Source organism: Burkholderia sp. M6-3, from assembly GCF_050858985.1.
Lineage (GTDB): Bacteria > Pseudomonadota > Gammaproteobacteria > Burkholderiales > Burkholderiaceae > Paraburkholderia > Paraburkholderia caledonica.
The window spans coordinates 2,401,465-2,419,263 of record NZ_CP110091.1; the positions used below are offsets into that span (position 1 = coordinate 2,401,465).

The following is a 17,799-nucleotide window of genomic DNA, read 5'->3' on the forward strand; positions in this document are numbered from 1 at the left end:
CGACTGAATCTGGCGACACTGCGGGGCAGTTAACGCACGTCGCTGCGGCTGCTACTTTTTCCCCCGGATGGCTCGCGTCAAGGCCGATTCGTCATAGGGCTTGGCCAGAATCACCGCCCCGGCAAGCCATTCGTTGCTCAACACGCTCGGGTCTGGATTGCCCGATGCAATCACGACATGCAGCCTCGGGTACTTCTTGCGCGCCTGAACTGCAAGCTCGCTGCCCGACATACCGGGCAAGCCCAGGTCCACGACCAGCACGTCTACAGGATGGGCGTCCAGAATAGGCAGCGCCTGTTCGCCACTTGCCGCGGTGAGCACCTGGTGCCCCAGACTCTCGAGCATGTCTCCGGTGGACATCAGGATCAATTCCTCGTCCTCGACCAGCAGCACCCGCAGCGCGGGGGACGCAACGTCGATGACAGGCCGTTCACGGGTATGCCGCGAACGGACCGCCGGGGCCGGACGCTGGCTGTTCAGTTGCCGTTGATTCGCCAATACGTGACGGAGCCTTCGTGCCAAGGCCTCCCGGGTGTACGGCTTACTCAGCAACTCGATGCCTTCATCGAGGCGGCCGCCATGCACGATCGCGTTTTCCGTATAGCCCGACGTAAAAAGCACTGCAATGTCCGGCAACCGCTCCCTCGCTTTTCGAGCGAGTTCGGGACTGCGTAGCGGGCCAGGCATCACCACATCGGTGAAGAGCAGATCGATCGGCACGCCGCTTTCTATGATGGCCCATCCGCTTTGCGCATCCCTCGCTTTCAGCACCCTGTATCCGAGGTCCGTGAGCATATCGACGACCGTATTGCGCACGTCTTCGTCATCCTCCACGACCAGGATGGTTTCCGTCCCCCCAACCGCCGGTGCAGTTTCAGCCTCCGGGGTGCGATCCTCCTCCTGGCGGGACCGTGGCAAGTAGATACGGATGGTGGTGCCTTCGCCCACCTCACTGTAGATTTTTATGTGACCTTCCGACTGCTTGACGACGCCCCACACCATGCTCAGGCCAAGGCCGGTTCCCTGCCCTTCCGGCTTTGTGGTGAAGAACGGTTCGAACGCGTGCTCGATGACTTCTCCCGACATTCCGGAGCCCGTGTCGGTGACGGCAAGCATCACGTACTGGCCTGGCCGGACGTCGGGGTGAGCTGCGGCATAGACGGCATCGAGCGACGCATTGCCGGCCTCGATCGTCAACTTGCCACGGCCTTTCATCGCATCGCGCGCGTTGATGGCGAGATTGAGCAACGCGTTCTCCACCTGGCTCGGATCGACCATGGTGTTCCAAAGACCGCCGGAAATGACGGTTTCGATCTCTATTTCCTCGCCCAGAGCGCGACGCAGCATATCGTCCATGTCGCGGATGAACCGGCCAAGGTTGACCACCTTGGGCCGCATCGGCTGGCGTCGCCCGAAAGCGAGCAATTGCGAGGCAAGTTTCGAGCCGCGCGTGACCCCGGCTAGCGCGTTACGTAAGCGCCTTTCGCCGGCTTCATGACCATTGATATCTCTCGCCAGCAGCTGGAGGTTGCCCGCTATCACCTGCAGCAGGTTGTTGAAATCATGAGCCACGCCACCGGTCAGTTTGCCGATGGCTTCCATCTTCTGTGCGTGGCGCAGCGCCTCTTCGACGCGCTCACGCTCCTCGGCCGCGGTCAGTAGCTGTTCGTTCGCGGCCTGCAGTTCCAACGTCCTTTCGACGACCTTCGCTTCCAGCGTCTCGTTCAAGCGTAGCTGCCGTTCCTCGCTTTCACGCAAAGCCTGCTCGGTCAGAGTTCGTTGCGCGATCTCAGTCTGTGCCGCCTGATACAACCGTGCATTGTCGATGGCAATCGCCGCCTGGGCCGCGACTCCGAGCAGCAGGCGCTCGGCGCGCTCGGTAAATACATCCGGTTCGGGATGACCGAAGAAGAGCCCGCCCAGCACCTCGCCGGAGCGCGACACGACCGGAGCCGCCAGATAGCTGCACACGGGCAGATGCCCTTCAGGCATGCCGAAATACGGCGCGCTTTTGCCGTAGCGCGGGTCCTGCTTGATGTCGGCGGAGCGCACGATAGCTTCGCCGTTGAACGTAGGCGCGAACACCTTCGTGTTGCGCGGCATCGGAAATTTCGAAAATGCTTCGCGTGGCACGCCCGAGATCGAATAGAGCGTATAGCGCTCGCCACGCTCATCGAGCACGTTGTAGAAAAACGCTCCAAACGCGGCGCCCGTGAGTTCTTTCGCGGCATCGGTCACGACCTGCACCGCCTGGTCCAGATCCAGCTCCGCCGCGATCGTCGCGCCGATTTTATTGAGGACCTCGAGCAGGTTGGCCTCGTCGCGCAGAGCGTGGCTCATCTGCCTGCGAAGTGTCGCCATGGCAAGCGCTGAGTCGACGCGGGCGACGAGTTCGCGCGCGGAAAATGGTTTGACGAGGTAGTCGTCGGCGCCGGCAGCCAAGCCATCGAGGCTCGCCTCCTCCCCCGCACGCGCCGACAACGCGATGATAGGCAGGTCCTTCAGCGTCGCGTCGCCGCGGATGGAACGTATCAAGCCAAAGCCATCGAGCCTAGGCATCATGATGTCGGTGAGCAGAAGGTCGGGACGGCGGCGGCGAATCGTCTCCAATGCAGCCTGCCCATCCGCGACGACCTCCACATGATGAGAACCGCCTAGCAGACGTTGCACGTAGGCCCGCATGTCGGCGTTGTCGTCGGCCAGAAGGATGTGGGCGCTATCGGTAGCGGGCCGCGCCTCACTCGTAACGGACTCGCTAGCTCTCGCTGTACCGGAGGTCTCGTCAGGCGCTTCCGCGTCGGGCAACCAGCGCTCAGCCTCGCCGACGTAGGCCTCGGCACGTAACGCGCTCGAGCCCACCGGTCCTTCATGTTCGATCAGCGGAGTCGCGAGGTTCTTCGTGCCAAAAGGAATCGCAACGGTGAATACCGTCCCTTTGCCGATCTCGCTTTCTACGCGAACGGTGCCGCCATGCAGCCTGACAAGTTCCTCGACAAGCGCGAGACCAATGCCGCTGCCCTCGAATGAGCGACCGCGTGCTCCCTCGATACGGTGAAACCGCTCGAAGATCCGTGGCAGTTCCGCCGCTGGAATACCGGTGCCGGTATCGCGAACAACCAGTTCTGCCGTGTCGCGCTGCCTCAATTCGACCGATACCCCGCCTTCGAACGTGAACTTGAACGCGTTGGAGAGCAGGTTCAGAACGATTTTTTCCCACATGTCACGGTCGACATAGACCGGCTCCGTGAGCGTCTCGCAACTGACAGTCAGGGTCAGCCCCGCACGCTCCATGGCCGAGCGGAAATTGCTGGCGAGGTCCATGGTCAGCTGCGCAAGATCCGTGGCTTGAAAGCTGGCCTGCAGGCGACCTGCCTCGATACGCGAAAAATCCAGCAGGGAATTGACGAGTTTCAGGAGCCGCAAGCCGTTGCGGTGCGCGAGCTGAATTTGCCGAAGGCCTTCCTCGCCAAGTTGCTCCGGATCGGCGAGCAATTCTTCTATCGGCCCTAGCATCAGGGTCAGAGGTGTACGGAACTCATGACTGACATTGGAAAAAAACGTCGTCTTTGCGCGATCGATCTCGGCCAACGCTTCGGCACGTCGCCGTTCTTCCTCGTAGGCGCGGGCGCTCGCCAGGCTCGTCGCAATGTGTGAGGCGGCTCGCTCAAGGAAAGCCTGGTAGTCGTCGTCGGCGGCGCCGCGTGGGCTTATCCCCGCGACAAGAATGGCGGCGACCGCTCCTGGGTGCGCCGTCGCCTGAATCGGAAGGATGAGCGCCTGAGTACACGGCTCGGGCCACGGACCGCCCCGAAGCGGCTTCGTAAAACGTTCGCCAAGATCTTCCACGAGCCGTTTCTGCCCTGTGCGCACCACGGTGGCAAGAGGCCACGGCGCGTCGGCGTCGCCAAGGTCGATTACCGTCGGCGCAGCCGGACTGTCCCGGTCGATGCCGGTGAGTCCCATCAGGTGCGCCCGTTGTGCGTTGTCGTCGATCCGGTAAAGCAGACTGAATGGCACATCGACGCTTTTCGTGGCGAGCAGCGTCGCAGCGACTGCAAATACCTCCGGCTCGTCCCGCCTCGCCGCCAGGGCCTCGGCAAGTTCACGCAGCGCACGTTCACGCCGCTCTGCCAGAACCGAGGAAGTCGTTTCGAGGACGGCATTGAAGATGCCCTCTACCTGACCACCTTCGCCCCGAATCGGGCTGAACGTGAAATTGAAATAGCACTCTTCGGTGTATCCGTGGCGGTGCATGGGAAGCAATTGGTCATGCTGCCAAACCCCGGCTCCGGTCTCCTGCACTTGATGGAATAGCGGACCGATCGTGTCCCAGATCTCGGGCCACACTTCCCTGCCCGGCCGACCCAGGGCACCAGGGTGCTTCTTGCCGGGAATCGAACTCCACGCATCGTTGTAGAGCAACGCCAGTTCCGGTCCCCAGTAGATGGCGATGGGGAAGTTGGCTTCCAGACAAATGCTCAACGCGGACCGCAAGCTTTGTGGCCACGTTTCCGGTTCGCCTAGAGGCGTGGCGCTCCAGTTATGCGCGCGCAACAGAGCGCCCATTGCGCCGCCGCCATAAAGAAAATCATGAGCCACAGACACTGCTGCACGTTTTGCATCGGATGATGTCTGGTCGCTCACGGCCACCTCAACGGGACAAAAAGGCAGACATTATCCGTCAAATAATGCGGTTCGTTGTGTGGTCACGTTGGACGATTGTCGTTGGCTCCGTGCTGACTATTAGCCCTCCACGGCCATTGCATCCAGGGTGGAAAGACAGGGCGAAAAACGCGCGTGAGTGCAAAATTTTCCGCTTGCAGAATCGCGATGGTTTAAGCGTCGGTCACTCGTCCCGTTGCTTGGACAGTCAGCGCCGCGCACGGCAAGAGTTGCGTATGTGCTCGAGATCGATGTGACGTTACTGGCCCCGCCGGTCGGGAATTCCAATGCAAGCATGCCGTTTCGTGGTTTAACTCGCGCACGAGATCGCCCTGCCTCGACCGGGGCAAGCGCGACAGACCGTTAGTTGCGTAAGCGCAGCTGATCGCCTGACGCGAACAATGCACAGACGATGCGAGGAGAACAGGATCGTCGACCGCCTTCGGCCGCTGGCGCTTAGGAAGTTTTATACCGGGCGGGCGCGCTAGCCACGCGACTTGCGCAGCGCCTCGCCTTTATGAACCGCGCGCTTGCCGCTCTTCTCGCTCTCCACTTCATACGACGGACTGGACGGCGATGCCGCAACAACGTGTCCATCGACCTTCGCGCGCTCAGTAATGACGCGTTTGACGTGCCCGTGGGTCTCGCCCTGCGGTGTGTTCCAGCTGACGCGATCCTTCGGTTTGAGATCGTTGCTCATTGCGACTCTCCGTTCATCAAGTTGACGGGACTTGCGTGCGCAACCGACATGCCGTGCACGCTGCGCATTCATCGCGCAGCGCGACACGGTTACCGGCGCACCGCAGCTACCCATTAGCGATCAGTAGCAGTCACCAGCAATCATGTCGGCATCGCTCCATCGTTCGGACGATGGGGAGTCTCGCCTGCGATGGCCGCTCCTGTGCGGTCGTTGCGCACGTCGCCTTGCTGCCACGTCGACGCCTGGTCCTCCGGCAAGCAATCTCCCTTGCTGAGCGAGATCAGCACGGGCACCGACTTATACGACGGCGTCCCGCTACGGGCGTCGCAGTCATGTAACGCGATGAGTCCGTTCGCCTCGGGATAGTAGGCGGCCATCGATCCCCGGGGAATGTCGTAAGCGACCGCGGTCAGGCCGCACAGACGACGCGATCCGCCGAGGCTCACGGTATCTTCGATCGCTTCGACATCGACGAGATCGCCATGCTGCAGTCCGCGCGAGTCGAGATCCTGCTCGTTGACGAAAATCACGTCGCGGCGACCCGATATGCCGCGATAGCGGTCGTTGTAGCCGTAAATGGTGGTGTTGTACTGATCGTGGCTGCGTATCGTGGCGAGCAGTAGCGCGTCACTGCGATTGACGCGCGGATCTTCCATGACGCCGCTATGGGCGATGAAACGCGCGCGGCCGTCGGGCGTGTCCCAGCGGCGCGCAGACGCGGCGTTGTAGAGCCGGAAGCCGCCCGGCTCACGTATGCGCTCGTTGTAATGCTCGAATTGCGGAAAGACCGCTTCGATCAGGTCGCGAATGCGGCTGTAGTCCGCGACCCAGCCGTCCCAGTCGAGCGTCGGATCGTCGAGCGATGCCTTGGCAATGCCTGCGACGATCGCCGGTTCTGAACGCAGATGCTCCGACGCCGGCGGCAGCGATCCTTGCGACGCATGCACCATCGACATGGAGTCTTCGACGGTGACAGACTGAGGCCCGCTTGCCTGAACATCCAGTTCGGTGCGTCCGAGACACGGCAGCAACAACGTCTCTTTTGCGGCCAGCAGATGCGAGCGGTTCAGCTTCGTGGCGATATGCACAGCCAGGTCGAGCTTGCGGATGGCGTCGAAGCAGACGCCGGGGTCCGACATCGCGACGGGCAGATTGCCGCCCAGACAGATCAGCGCCTTCGCGCGCTCGTCGCGCATGGACTGCATCGCGGCGATCGCGCCGTGCCCATGCTCGCGCGGCGGCTCGAAGCCGAACACGCGTTTGAGCGAATCGAGGAACGCCGGCGGCGGCACTTCGGTGATGCCCACCGTGCGATCGCCTTGCACGTTGGAATGGCCACGCAGCGGACAGATGCCTGCGCCATCGCGTCCGATGTTTCCTCGCATGAGCAACAGATTCGCAATCTGCTGGACGTTCGCGGTCCCGCTGCGATGCTGTGTGATGCCCATGCCATAACATACGATCACGGCGCGAGACTCTGCATAAATGCGCGCAAGCTTTTCGATCTCGTCGCGCGCAACGCCCGACGTCGACACGATCTGGTCCCACGGCGTGGCTTCCAGATCGCGCATCAACTCGTCGAACCCGATCGTGTGTTCGTCGATGAACGCGCGATCCACTACGCCCTCGCCTCCGTTCCCGCGGTTCTCACGGTCGATGTCGAGCAGCGTTTTCATCATCCCTTTCAGGACCGCGACGTCGCCGCCGATCTTGAGTTGCACATAGTCGGTGGCAATGGGCGTAGAGCGCCCCGTGGCCATTTCCATAGCGTCTTGTGGCGAAGTGAAACGCTCCAGTCCGCGTTCGCGCAACGGATTGAGCGCCACGATTTTCGCCCCGCGCCGCGCGGCGGCGCGCAACGTCGCGAGCATGCGCGGATGGTTGGTGCCGGGATTGTGTCCGATGCAGAATATCGCGTCGCAATGATCGAAGTCAGCGAGAGTGACCGTACCCTTGCCGACACCGATTGACTCGGGAAGGCCCACGCTCGTGGGCTCGTGGCACATGTTCGAACAATCGGGAAAGTTGTTCGTGCCGAACCGGCGCGCGAGCAGCTGGAACAGGAACGCCGCCTCGTTCGAGGCCCTGCCGGACGTGTAAAACTCCGCCATGTTGGGATCGGGTAAGGCGCGCAGCGCGGCGCCGATACGGGCGAACGCCTCGTCCCAGTCGATCGGCACGTAACGGTCGGTGGCGGCGTCGTAGCGCATTGGATGCGTCAGCCGCCCCTCGTCCTCAAGCGCGAAGTCGCTCCAATGCCACAGTTCGCTGAGCGAATGCCGTGCGAAAAAATCGGGTGTCGTACGTTTGCTCGTTGCTTCCCAGGACACAGCCTTCGCGCCGTTTTCACAAAACTCGAACGACGACGTGCTGCGCGGGTCCGGCCATGCACACCCCGGGCAATCGAAGCCGGCCGGCTGATTCACCTTCAACAGCATCGTCGCTTCGCGCGCCACACCCATTTGCTGGCGCACGGCGCGAGCCACTGCCTGCAACGCCCCCCAACCTCCGGCCGGGCCCCCATAGGGCCCGACTCCCGGTACATCCCGCTTGCTCATTTCATGGTCCTCCGGTAAGCATCTGGGGAAATGCGCAAGCGATGTGCCCGTGCGAGCGGGCGGCAGTGCAGCAAGGCGCGCGCTGTGACACGGGGCCGATACCCACCAGACACACTGAGGAACCAAAGCAAGTTTTCCCCGATAGTGCATATATGCACTTCCGAACAGAAAGAGTTACTTCGCTTATGGCGCGAATGCGGACGCCAGCCGAATGGCATTCGGACTTAACGATGCAGCTTACGGGACGCATACGCTGCGTAGGACCACGGCGTTGCTGATCAATAGTCGCACGAAGAATTTGAAGGCGGCACAAGTATTTCTCGGACACAGCAAGCTCGATGTCGTCGAGACAGCGCCGTCCGAGCGACTGCTGCGAATCAATCATCGGGCCCAATGCGCTTTACCTCGTCGCGTTCGACGACGCGTGAGAAGCGCTTGATGTCGAGCATGAACGTCAGGTATGCACAGATGAAATACCAAACCTTATGGGAACCTTAAGCACTGCATCGACTACCTGGGAAAACGATAAGGATAACTGCGTACGGGAATGGATAAGCTATAGCAACGTCTACTATCTCTTCCGGCGCGCCGTTGAGATAGGTCTATTCCGACGACGATGATGATGGGAGGTGTACGATGCCGAAGCACATATTGGCGAACGCATTGGTGGCGTCTGCCGCTATCGCGATTGCAGGTTGTGGCGGGGACGATCTCAGCATTAACGGGCCGCATTATGTATCGGACATCGCGGTCCCGAACATCAAGGCAGGCGTAAATTTCTCATTCGACATCGGTGCTGTATCAGGTAGCCGATACTTTTTCACCGACAGGAATAACGCAGCTCTGGATCAGATCGACATACCGTCGAAGACCTTTATTAAGGCCATTCAGGGAAGCGGGCCGCTAGCGTTCACAGGGCTTGGCCCCGGGCCGAATTCGCAGGCGGGCCCGGACGGCACGACCCCTGTCGGCAACTTGATGTACGTGGGGGACGTGAACTCTGTGAAGGTGGTCGATCCCGCAGTGGGCGCCGTGACGAGCAAAATCACGGTTAGCACGACGGGCGTACGCGCAGATGAAGGTTGTCTGGACCCCACGCATGGCATCTTTATGATCTCCAGCCCGGAGGAGACGCCCCCGTTCGCTACATTCATCAACACGTCCACGCAGAGCATCGTCGCCAAGGTGACGTTCACGGACCTTTCGGGCAAGCCCACCGCGGGCCTCGAAGCGTGCAGGTACGACGCCGCCAGCGACAACTTCTATGTGAACGTTGACGGAAGCACGGCCAATCCTCATGGCGAACTGGTGAAATTGCCGGGAGCGTCCATTCGAGCAATACCGACCGGTGGCACGCAAAACTACACGTCGCTAACGGGCGTCGCGATGTACTCCGAAGGCAATTGTGATCCTACAGGGCTGGCACTGGGGCCCGGCAGCGATATTGCGGTCGGGTGTCGCGAAGGTACGACTGGCGCGCCATTGCTTTTGCAGATCTTCAACCGTTCGAACGGTGCACTGGTGGCGTCTCTGAACGCAGGCGGCGGCGATCAGCTTGAATATGATGCGCCCACCAATCGCTACTACAACGCGGCGAGCCGGTGGACGTCTTCTGGCAATGCGTCGACGAACGGCACCTGCTCTGCCGCGTCGCCATGTACGCCCGTATTGACGATCGTCGACGCCGGCAATCGCAGTGTCGTCGCCCGTCTTAACACGGGCAATAACGCGCATTCGGTTGCGATCGACCCAGCGACCGGGCTGATTTTCGTTCCGTACTCTTCCGCGACATCGCCAGCGGGATGTCCGGGTTGCGCGGCAAACGGGTTCGTCAATGGCGGGGTGTCGGTATTTGCCGCCAGATGATGCGCGGCAATGCTGCGGGCTTCACTTTGTGCGGCATCTGAAGGCGGGGAACGTGCTCATGGAGGTCGCGGGTCGTCGCAATAGCCCTCCTGGATGTGCGCAGCGACCCTGACGGGGTTGGCGTCAGGGTGGTTCGCGAAGGCCGGAGCGGTTCTGGAACAGAACTGAGTGGTGCAGAACCTTATTCGGCGTCCCCGTCCACTTCAGCCTCAATGGCAGCTAGCAGGGAGAGCGCATCACGCCCCAGCTTCGCCGGATGCATCGCCGCGTGGATCTCCTTCAGTTTGCCGATCGCCACCTGCGTGTAGATCTGCGTGCTCGACAGGTCCGCATGGCCCAGCAGCGCCTGGATGAACCGGATATCCGCGCCGTTCTCAAGCATGTGCGTCGCGCATGCGTGCCGCAGCACGTGACACGCCCCGTCTCGGATGCCCGCCCTCTCCATGTAACGCTTCACCAGATCAGACAGCCGTCCCTTGCCGAACGGCTCGCCGTAGACCGTCAGGAACAGTGTCCACTCGTCCGCCCTCACCGCAAGCGACGGACGTATCCGGTCGCAGTACCACTCCACCCCGCAGCACGCGCGCTCGCCCAGCGGGATATAACGGTCCCGCCGACCCTTGCCCTGCCGGATCATCACTGTGCCGCCAGACAGATCACCGTCGAACACCAGAAACTCATCATTACGCCGCTTCAAAAGCAGAAGGGCCGCGAATGCGGCCCTTCTACAGTCCCAACGTGCGGACTGACGGTTAGACACTCAACACATCAGTTGCCTCCAATCCAGATTCTGCAGTCCTCGTAATGATCTTCTATCGTCCCAAGAGCTGCATCACGATCGCTATCCTTGGACATATCGAAACTGGTGTTGAATTTCGTAATCGCATATTGATGTGTATCGATACCTTCCAAATCCACCCCTCCGTTCACCCATAACTCTAAGTCCAAGATTTTGGATTTGATGTCAAGGAATCTCTCCACTCCCCCTAGTCCGCGCAAAAAAAATGTCCATGGCTTCCTCGGTAACAATTCGCGCCCGCATTGAACTTACATTGCCGTCGGCAGGGTGATCAGACATCCTCCGTCAGAAGGGCGCCTCACCACTACCTCGCTTTCCGTCTCGCCAAACGTGGATATGCGGCACATCTCATCATGACTATGGCTCACGTCGATATCTAGAACTGGCTTCCCGTCTGGGCCATAAAATCTACTATCCCCCGTTATCGGATGTACATACGAAGTACCCGGAAGTCCATTGTATGGTCGCCCTCACAAACGATACTGCGTCGCCCCCGCGCCAACTACACGTTGGCGGTCACGTCGTACTCGAAGAAATTGGCGCGACATACGGCTCTATTCGAGTAATCTCGGCAGACGTACACGCAATGAAAACGCTGGCGCCACTATTAGGATCAAGTTCAAAAAGCAATAGGTTGTCGTCTGTCCTCGTGAAGCAAACGTCACCTACGGAGTTATCTTGAACGAAAGCGTCCATAGATACGTCTGCGATTTTTACCTCAAGTAGGGTCAGCGTAATGACGCAGTCTGGTCCACGTGCAACCCAGTTTGGGTCATCCTGGCCCCAATGTCGCAATTCGATTGCGACATCTACCTCTCGGGCACCACGTTTTCCGTACCCCATCTTGATAGACAGCACATGTGCATCGTGGAAAGCCGGCCAGTATCCGAATAGCTTCTTGAGCAAGATGGAGTTGCCTACCTCGCCCCACCCATAGTCATCTACTTCACACATTATTTGGCCCCATTCCGCAACGGTGTTTGCACCCGTCGAATCATCAAGATTGCGATCGGTCATGACGACCTTCTGACAAGGGCGGCGACCGCATTGATCGCGCACCAACGCCCAAATCAAAATCCAATTTTCAAGGGATCGGACAAAGCGGAAGCCCCTCGTCGCGGTCAAAATTCGGCCCGGCGTTATGACCATGCGGCCTCATCCCATCGTGAGAATGGTCACCGTGATACTGAGCCGACAAATCACCATTTGAATCGTAGTAGTTTACTTTGGGCTTAAACGGATGAACGATAAACCCGCCCGGCGGCCCGCCCGTAATCGGCATGAGTTTAGACTCGCCAAACGGATCGTTGAATTGCACCGGATTGCCGTTGACGTAAGCATACGCATTCGTCTGCCCACTCGCCCACCCAACCGGATCCTCACTGATGAATCGTGCTGTGGCCGGGTTGTAATACCTATTGCGATAGTAATACAACCCGGTCCCGTCATTCTCCCGTCCTGTGTACTGCTGCATGTTCGGATCGGCCAGCCCCGTCCGCATCGTCGCACCATACGGCTCATAGCTATATTGCGTCTGAGTTTGCTGCTGCGCATCCGTCAACGCGAGCACATTGTTGTTCGCATCGCGCAGAACGTACCTGTCCTGGCTCGAATCGTCTCCAATGCGTCGGAACGCCAATTCGTCTACGCCATTCGTAGGGTACGGGGAGAACACCCGGATCCGCTGCGACCAGTCCCCGTCCGGCACCATGAAGTTCATCTCATCGCCGATCCAAGTGGTTTGCATACGGTGGCCGTTGATCGTGCGGTCCTTGCGGCGACCGAACATATCGTAGCTAAAGCTCGCCGTCGCGGCGCCGCTTATCTGGCCAAGCAGGCCTTGTTCGTTCCAGCTGTATTGATTCGTCCCGTCGCTTAGGACATTACCGTTGAGGTCGTATGAGAACGTCTTACCCGCCCAACGCGTCAACTGGTTCGCGGCGTTGTACTGTGCGTCGCCGACCGCCTGCGGCAAACTTATCTTGGCAAGACTGCCACCCGCTTTGACACGTCGCCCGGCGAGGTCATATCCATACGTCAGATCACCCAGAACGCTGCCGTCGACGCGCTTGTACGTGATCCCCGTCAACTGGCTCGCAGCATCCCAGGCGTAGATGGCAGCGATTCCATTGGCAAACGTGACTTTACTCAGACGACCAAGCGCGTCATACGAGTAACCGAACGTACGCACGTCTTCGTCATTCACCTGATACTGGATCTGCGTCACGCGATGTTCCGCGTCGCGGCTGTAATTCACGGTTGCCCGGTCCATGTCGATACCGGCGACCTCGCGTGTGTCAGGTGCGTAGCGGTATGTCCAGATGCCCTGGATCGTCGGAGCATCCAATGTACGTATAAGCTTGCCAGTTACGGCATCGTAGTAAAAAATCGTATCGACTTCTTTCTGGTTGCGGCCGTCAGCTGTCGGGAAAAAGTCCTGTGTGCCGCTCAAGTTTCCAGTCTTGTTATCCCAGCCGTACACCCAGCTTCGGACGGGCGCAGCGCCTGCTGCCGTTCTGAAATCGGTCTGTACTGTGCGACCGGCTGCGTCGTAGATATAGGTCGTTACCTGTCCCTTGCGGTCGGTCACCGCCGCTATTTGCCCTGCGCTATTCCATTCGTAGCTCTCGCTGTTGCCCAGAGGATCTGTCCTGGTCTGAGGACGTCCAATGGAGTTATATTTGTATCGCGTCGTGACGCCCTTGGGATCAGACTGGCTCAGCAGGTGGCCGTTGCGATCCCATGTGAGACGTATCACGTTGTTGAGCGCATCAGTAATGTCAAGGGTGCGGCCGAGTGCATCTAGCGTCCGCTGCGTCCTGTTGCCCTGCGGATCCTGAACCGCCGTCACCCGACCGGCCGCATCAGTTGTGAACTGAGTGGTCCGGTTCAACGGATCTGTCACACCAGTAAGATCGGCGCCCGTCCAAACATACGCGATCAAGCCCTTCAGCGGGTCGGTGACCGTCAAACGGCGGCCCTGGCTATCATTCGTGAAGGTTGTGCGGTTGCCGAGCCGGTCGGTAGCGGATAGCAGATTTCCCTTGGAGTCATATGTGTAGGCGAGACTTACGGCGCGTTGAGGATCGCCTGCCTGCGCTTTAGTGAGCAGCCGACTGTAGGCATCGAAGGTTCGCGTCACAAGAGTGCCGTACTGATCCGCATCGGTGATGCGGTTGCCGTTTGCATCGTAGGCGAACGCATACTGACGGTCGCCGACTGTGGCGCTCGTCATGCGGCCCGCCGCGTCGTAGACGTACGTCTGAACCTGAGCGATGCTCTGTCCGGCCGGATAGGTGTTACGCTGCACTCGTCCGTTCACATCGAACTCCAGACGACGGATGCTGCCGCGTCGGTCGGTCACCTCCGTCTGGGTGATCGTCCCACCCGTGATGGTGTAGGCCATCGCAAATGTGCTGCCGTCCGCGAGCTTCTGGCGCACCACGCGGTCATTGTCGTCATAGGTGTTGATGACCTGCTGGTTGCCCTCAGGGTCCGTAACGCCGACAAGCCGACTCTTGTCGTCCCAGCTATATTTCCAGAGGCCGCCCGCTGCATCCGTTATCTGAATCAGGCGGTCCTGACCGTCGTACTGGTAACTCACCTGACGGTTCAGCGCGTCCGTTACGCGAGAAACCAGTGGCGTGCCGCGCGTACCGGTCACCGATGTAAACGCTAGCGATCTACCGTTGGGGCTCGTCAGCTTCGTAACCGCGCCCGTCTTACTGTCGCGGGTGATCGTTACCGTGTTGCCATTACGGTCTTGAAGGCGTGTCAACCGGTACACCCCGCCGATCATCGTGAACTGCATGGTGCGGCCGTCGCGCAGCGTCAGCAGTTTGGTACCGCTGCCAGTGATAGTGGCGCGGAAATACTTCCCCGGGCTCGTCAGATCGTCCCACGTCGACGTACTGCCGGAGCGAAGCGTGAATGAAACGCGGATTCCGCTCGGCAGATACAGCTGGATGAGCTGCCGCAAATTGTTGCTGTCTGCGGCGCTCACCGTTAAATAGCTGTCGTAGTTAAACGTCGTGCCGACGCCAAAGGCGCCGGCCATCGGTCTACCTGACGAGTCGTATGCGCCGCTGCGGTAGACACGTGCGAGATCCAGCGAAATAGTGTCGCCGACGCGCAAATCATGAGCAACGAGATGGAACTGACCGGTGTTCAGTTTCACCGGGTCCGCACCCGACGTGCTGCTGCCACAGCCGGCTGTCGCCCCCCCGTCGCCACAGCCGCCAGCATCACCCGAGCCGCCTGAGCTATCGGAACCGTCTGGACTCGCTGAGCCGCCAGAACCGTCGGCTCCGCCCGTTTGATCGTCAGCGTCGTCCGTGCCGTCGCCATCAGCAGTTATCGTTCCGTCGGGCGAGGACGGCTCGGACGTTGTACCGGTCGTGGGGCCGCTGCAGTAAGCGGCAATTGTTGAGGTATCTCCGCACACGTAACCGCCCGTACCACCAAAATCGGCGGACGCGGCATTCAACGGGCATTGCGGATCAGCAGGATAAGCGCCTGAATTGATATACCTTGTCTCGCAGTCTATTGCCGCATGGGCATGCGGTGACACGAAGCCTGACAAAAGAGCAAAGAAGAACAGGACGAACGGACGCATCAGCGCCCGGCGCCCCGCAATGGCATCGGTGACTTGCATGGATTTCTCGAGGAAAGAACACGAATTGCCTGGCTAGCGCGAGATTTGCGCCCAAGCAACGGATGAAGAAGTCACTCCGGGCTAACCAACGCCGAAGAATTCAGCGCATCTGTAGGCGTTGAAGACACCGCCACTTGTCTGCGAATCCCCGATATGTTGCCCGCCGCGTCGTAGTCGTAATAGGCAGTCGCGCCCGCGACCGATACCGACGTGAGGCGACCTATTGAGTCATAGGCATACGTGATGTCGTCAGCGTGCGCCGCGATAGGCAGAATCGCAATGTAGGCCGCTGCACTGGCGCACGTGATTCGCCGCGCCCATCCCCAACCTCGCTCGGCTGAGCTATACAAATGAGCACCTCGGTCCCCTGTAAAATATCTCATCGGTATCCTTATTATCGCCTAGATAGCGTTATTAACGGCTTATACAATACCGAAGCGTAAGGCGGATCTCTATCAGACCGGTCTCTATTTAACTAATACTCCTCCTGCCCCTTGTAGGGATTTTCTTATATATTCCGATTATCCGTATAAGCCCGTTTGTTGCATGCCGCAAAACAAAAAGCGCACCACACCGCCGCGGGGATACAAAACGCAACCTGAAAATCCCACCGATCATCGTCTTCGACACGATAGCCAGAGCAAGAAATCGCCGTCACCCTCTGCCAGGCGTTGCCAGTCGGGATTCAGAAGAACGACTCAATTCAAGCACGCGATCCTGATTTCGCTGGCGGCGCAAATCGTCCGTCGCTCTCGGAGGCTGGTCGCAACGACAAAATGATAGGTGCGAGAGAGGCAAGAGCATTACCGGATGTCCGAAGATCGGCGGACGACGGGGTAGTTTCGGCGAGGGGAGGCACTTTGCCGCCGTTAACGGCACGCTTAAACCAAACACTGTGGCATGCGATGGTCTGCGCGTGACTCTTGCGCACACCGTGCCCACGGCGACCGGGCGCGGTCGGCGTTCCCCGCTGGCGCCACGAACGGCGCGCCATTCCCCGTCGAGCCGAATGAAATCGACCGTGGACAAACAGCCAGAAAAATCTTTCCTTTAACCGGGAAACCAACCGTCTCCTTGAGCCAATTAGCAAGCCTCCGCTGAGCCCCTTGGCGGGCGCAACCCCGCCTAGTAGTCGTCCGATCCACATTCCGAGCTGTCCAATCGATCCCGCGTTATCGAATCTAGCCGCCCGTGCCCCGGTCCAACGAATTCCTTCCCGACAAATCCGCAGACCGGATTCCAGGAACCCTGACAAAAAATACTGTACAAACGTACAGTCCCGGTAAAATACCCGTCAAACGCACGTACCTTCGTCCGCACGCTCCTTTCTGAAGGTGCGGACGAGCGCCCCTTAGGCCCGGGCGGCACCACCGAACGCCACTAACGAGCAAACACGGCATGCCAGATGAACGGCGCATAGCCCACATCGACATGGACGCATTCTTTGCGTCTTGTGAACTGTCGCAGTATCCAGAACTACGAGGCGAGGCCATGGTGGTCGCCGGTCGTCGCACGGACGCGCCGCGAACCAATCCGGACGGCACACGCGAATTTTCGCGTCTACGCGACTACGTGGGCAGAGGCGTCTTGACCACCGCCACCTACGAAGCGCGCGCGTTCGGAGTTCACTCCGGCATGCCCACCATGAAGGCCGCCCGGCTAGCGCCGGATGCGATTATCCTTCCGGTGAACTTCGACCTCTACCGAACGTATTCGCGACTGTTCAAAGATGCAGTGCGGTCGGTCACTTCGAGCATAGAAGACGTCGGTATCGACGAGGTATACGCAGACGTCTCGCTCACGAGCGGCAGCTCAGAGGAAGTAGCGCGCAAGCTGAAGTCGGCGGTGTTGGAGGCAACGAATCTCACGTGCTCAGTGGGAATCGCACCCAACAAGCTGCTTGCAAAGCTATGCTCCGATATGCAAAAACCAGACGGCATCACGATCCTGAAGTTCGAAGACGTGCAGTCCAGGATCTGGCCAATGGCCGCGAATAAGATCAACGGTATTGGCCCCAAGGCCAGCGCGAAACTTGCGTCATTGGGAATAACGACCATCGGCGGAATCGCTGAGCGCGACGAGTCGTGGCTTATAGAGCACTTTGGCCGAAGCTACGGTGCGTGGCTTCGCCGAGTGTCCCACGGTCTTGACGAGAGGCCCGTGGTGACATACAGCGAACCGGTCTCGATGAGCCGCGAGACCACATTCGAACGGGACCTTCATGCCGTACGGCATCGGCAGGAACTGGGCGCCGCATTCACCCGTCTGTGCGAACAGGTGGCCGCCGATCTGCAGAGAAAAGGCTATCTGGCGAGGAAGATCGGCATCAAGCTTCGCTTCAACGACTTCAAAACAGTCACGCGCGACATCACGCTTCCCGAACCCATTGCCAATGCAGAAGCGTTGCGTCGCGCGGCGACCGACTGCCTGAAGCGAGTGGAGCTCGTTAAATCCATCAGGCTGCTCGGAGTCAAGGCCGGCAACCTGCAACCCGCCGGACAAATTCCGCGTGACGAGTCGGTTCAATTCACGCTTGATTTCTAGTTCATGTGTTCGGTTC

General features: G+C 59.7%; 9 protein-coding genes. 3 read left to right on the plus strand and 6 right to left on the minus strand.

The window, feature by feature from the left end; genetic code table 11:
* Nucleotides 1–51: 51 nt before the first annotated feature.
* From OH764_RS28335 to OH764_RS28345, 3 genes are all read right to left on the minus strand, one after another.
* Complete coding sequence (locus OH764_RS28335; protein ID WP_498851316.1) at nucleotides 52–4,566, minus strand: response regulator; 4,515 nt, start codon at nucleotides 4,564–4,566, stop codon at nucleotides 52–54.
* 580 nt (nucleotides 4,567–5,146) lie between these two features.
* The gene (locus tag OH764_RS28340) at nucleotides 5,147–5,362 is read right to left on the minus strand and encodes a hypervirulence associated TUDOR domain-containing protein (RefSeq protein WP_498849408.1); all 216 of its coding nucleotides are present in this window, start codon (nucleotides 5,360–5,362) and stop codon (nucleotides 5,147–5,149) included.
* Between the two features lie 140 nt (nucleotides 5,363–5,502).
* The gene (locus OH764_RS28345; protein ID WP_498849409.1) at nucleotides 5,503–7,920 is read right to left on the minus strand and encodes an FdhF/YdeP family oxidoreductase; all 2,418 of its coding nucleotides are present in this window, start codon (nucleotides 7,918–7,920) and stop codon (nucleotides 5,503–5,505) included.
* Between the two features lie 636 nt (nucleotides 7,921–8,556).
* Here OH764_RS28345 and OH764_RS28350 point away from each other — a divergent pair.
* On the plus strand, nucleotides 8,557–9,786 hold the full coding sequence (locus OH764_RS28350) for a YncE family protein (RefSeq protein ID WP_498849410.1): 1,230 nt from the start codon (nucleotides 8,557–8,559) through the stop codon (nucleotides 9,784–9,786).
* Between the two features lie 181 nt (nucleotides 9,787–9,967).
* Here OH764_RS28350 and OH764_RS28355 read toward each other — a convergent pair whose 3' ends face one another.
* The 3 genes from OH764_RS28355 to OH764_RS28365 form a co-directional block, all read right to left on the minus strand.
* Nucleotides 9,968–10,456: a site-specific integrase gene (locus OH764_RS28355; protein WP_498849411.1), complete on the minus strand. Its 489-nt coding sequence runs from the start codon at nucleotides 10,454–10,456 to the stop codon at nucleotides 9,968–9,970.
* Nucleotides 10,457–11,101: 645 nt separating this feature from the next.
* The gene (locus tag OH764_RS28360; protein WP_498849412.1) at nucleotides 11,102–11,602 is read right to left on the minus strand and encodes an Imm50 family immunity protein; all 501 of its coding nucleotides are present in this window, start codon (nucleotides 11,600–11,602) and stop codon (nucleotides 11,102–11,104) included.
* Nucleotides 11,603–11,669: 67 nt separating this feature from the next.
* Nucleotides 11,670–15,239 (minus strand): RHS repeat-associated core domain-containing protein, encoded by a 3,570-nt coding sequence (locus OH764_RS28365; RefSeq protein WP_498849413.1) that lies wholly within the window; start codon nucleotides 15,237–15,239, stop codon nucleotides 11,670–11,672.
* A gap of 671 nt (nucleotides 15,240–15,910) precedes the next feature.
* Between OH764_RS28365 and OH764_RS28370 the strand changes: the two genes are divergently transcribed.
* Nucleotides 15,911–16,159 (plus strand): CPCC family cysteine-rich protein, encoded by a 249-nt coding sequence (locus OH764_RS28370; protein ID WP_498849414.1) that lies wholly within the window; start codon nucleotides 15,911–15,913, stop codon nucleotides 16,157–16,159.
* Nucleotides 16,160–16,637: 478 nt separating this feature from the next.
* A complete protein-coding gene (dinB, locus tag OH764_RS28375) occupies nucleotides 16,638–17,783 on the plus strand; it encodes a Y-family DNA polymerase (RefSeq protein WP_498849415.1) in 1,146 nt (381 codons plus the stop codon).
* Nucleotides 17,784–17,799 lie beyond the last annotated feature (16 nt).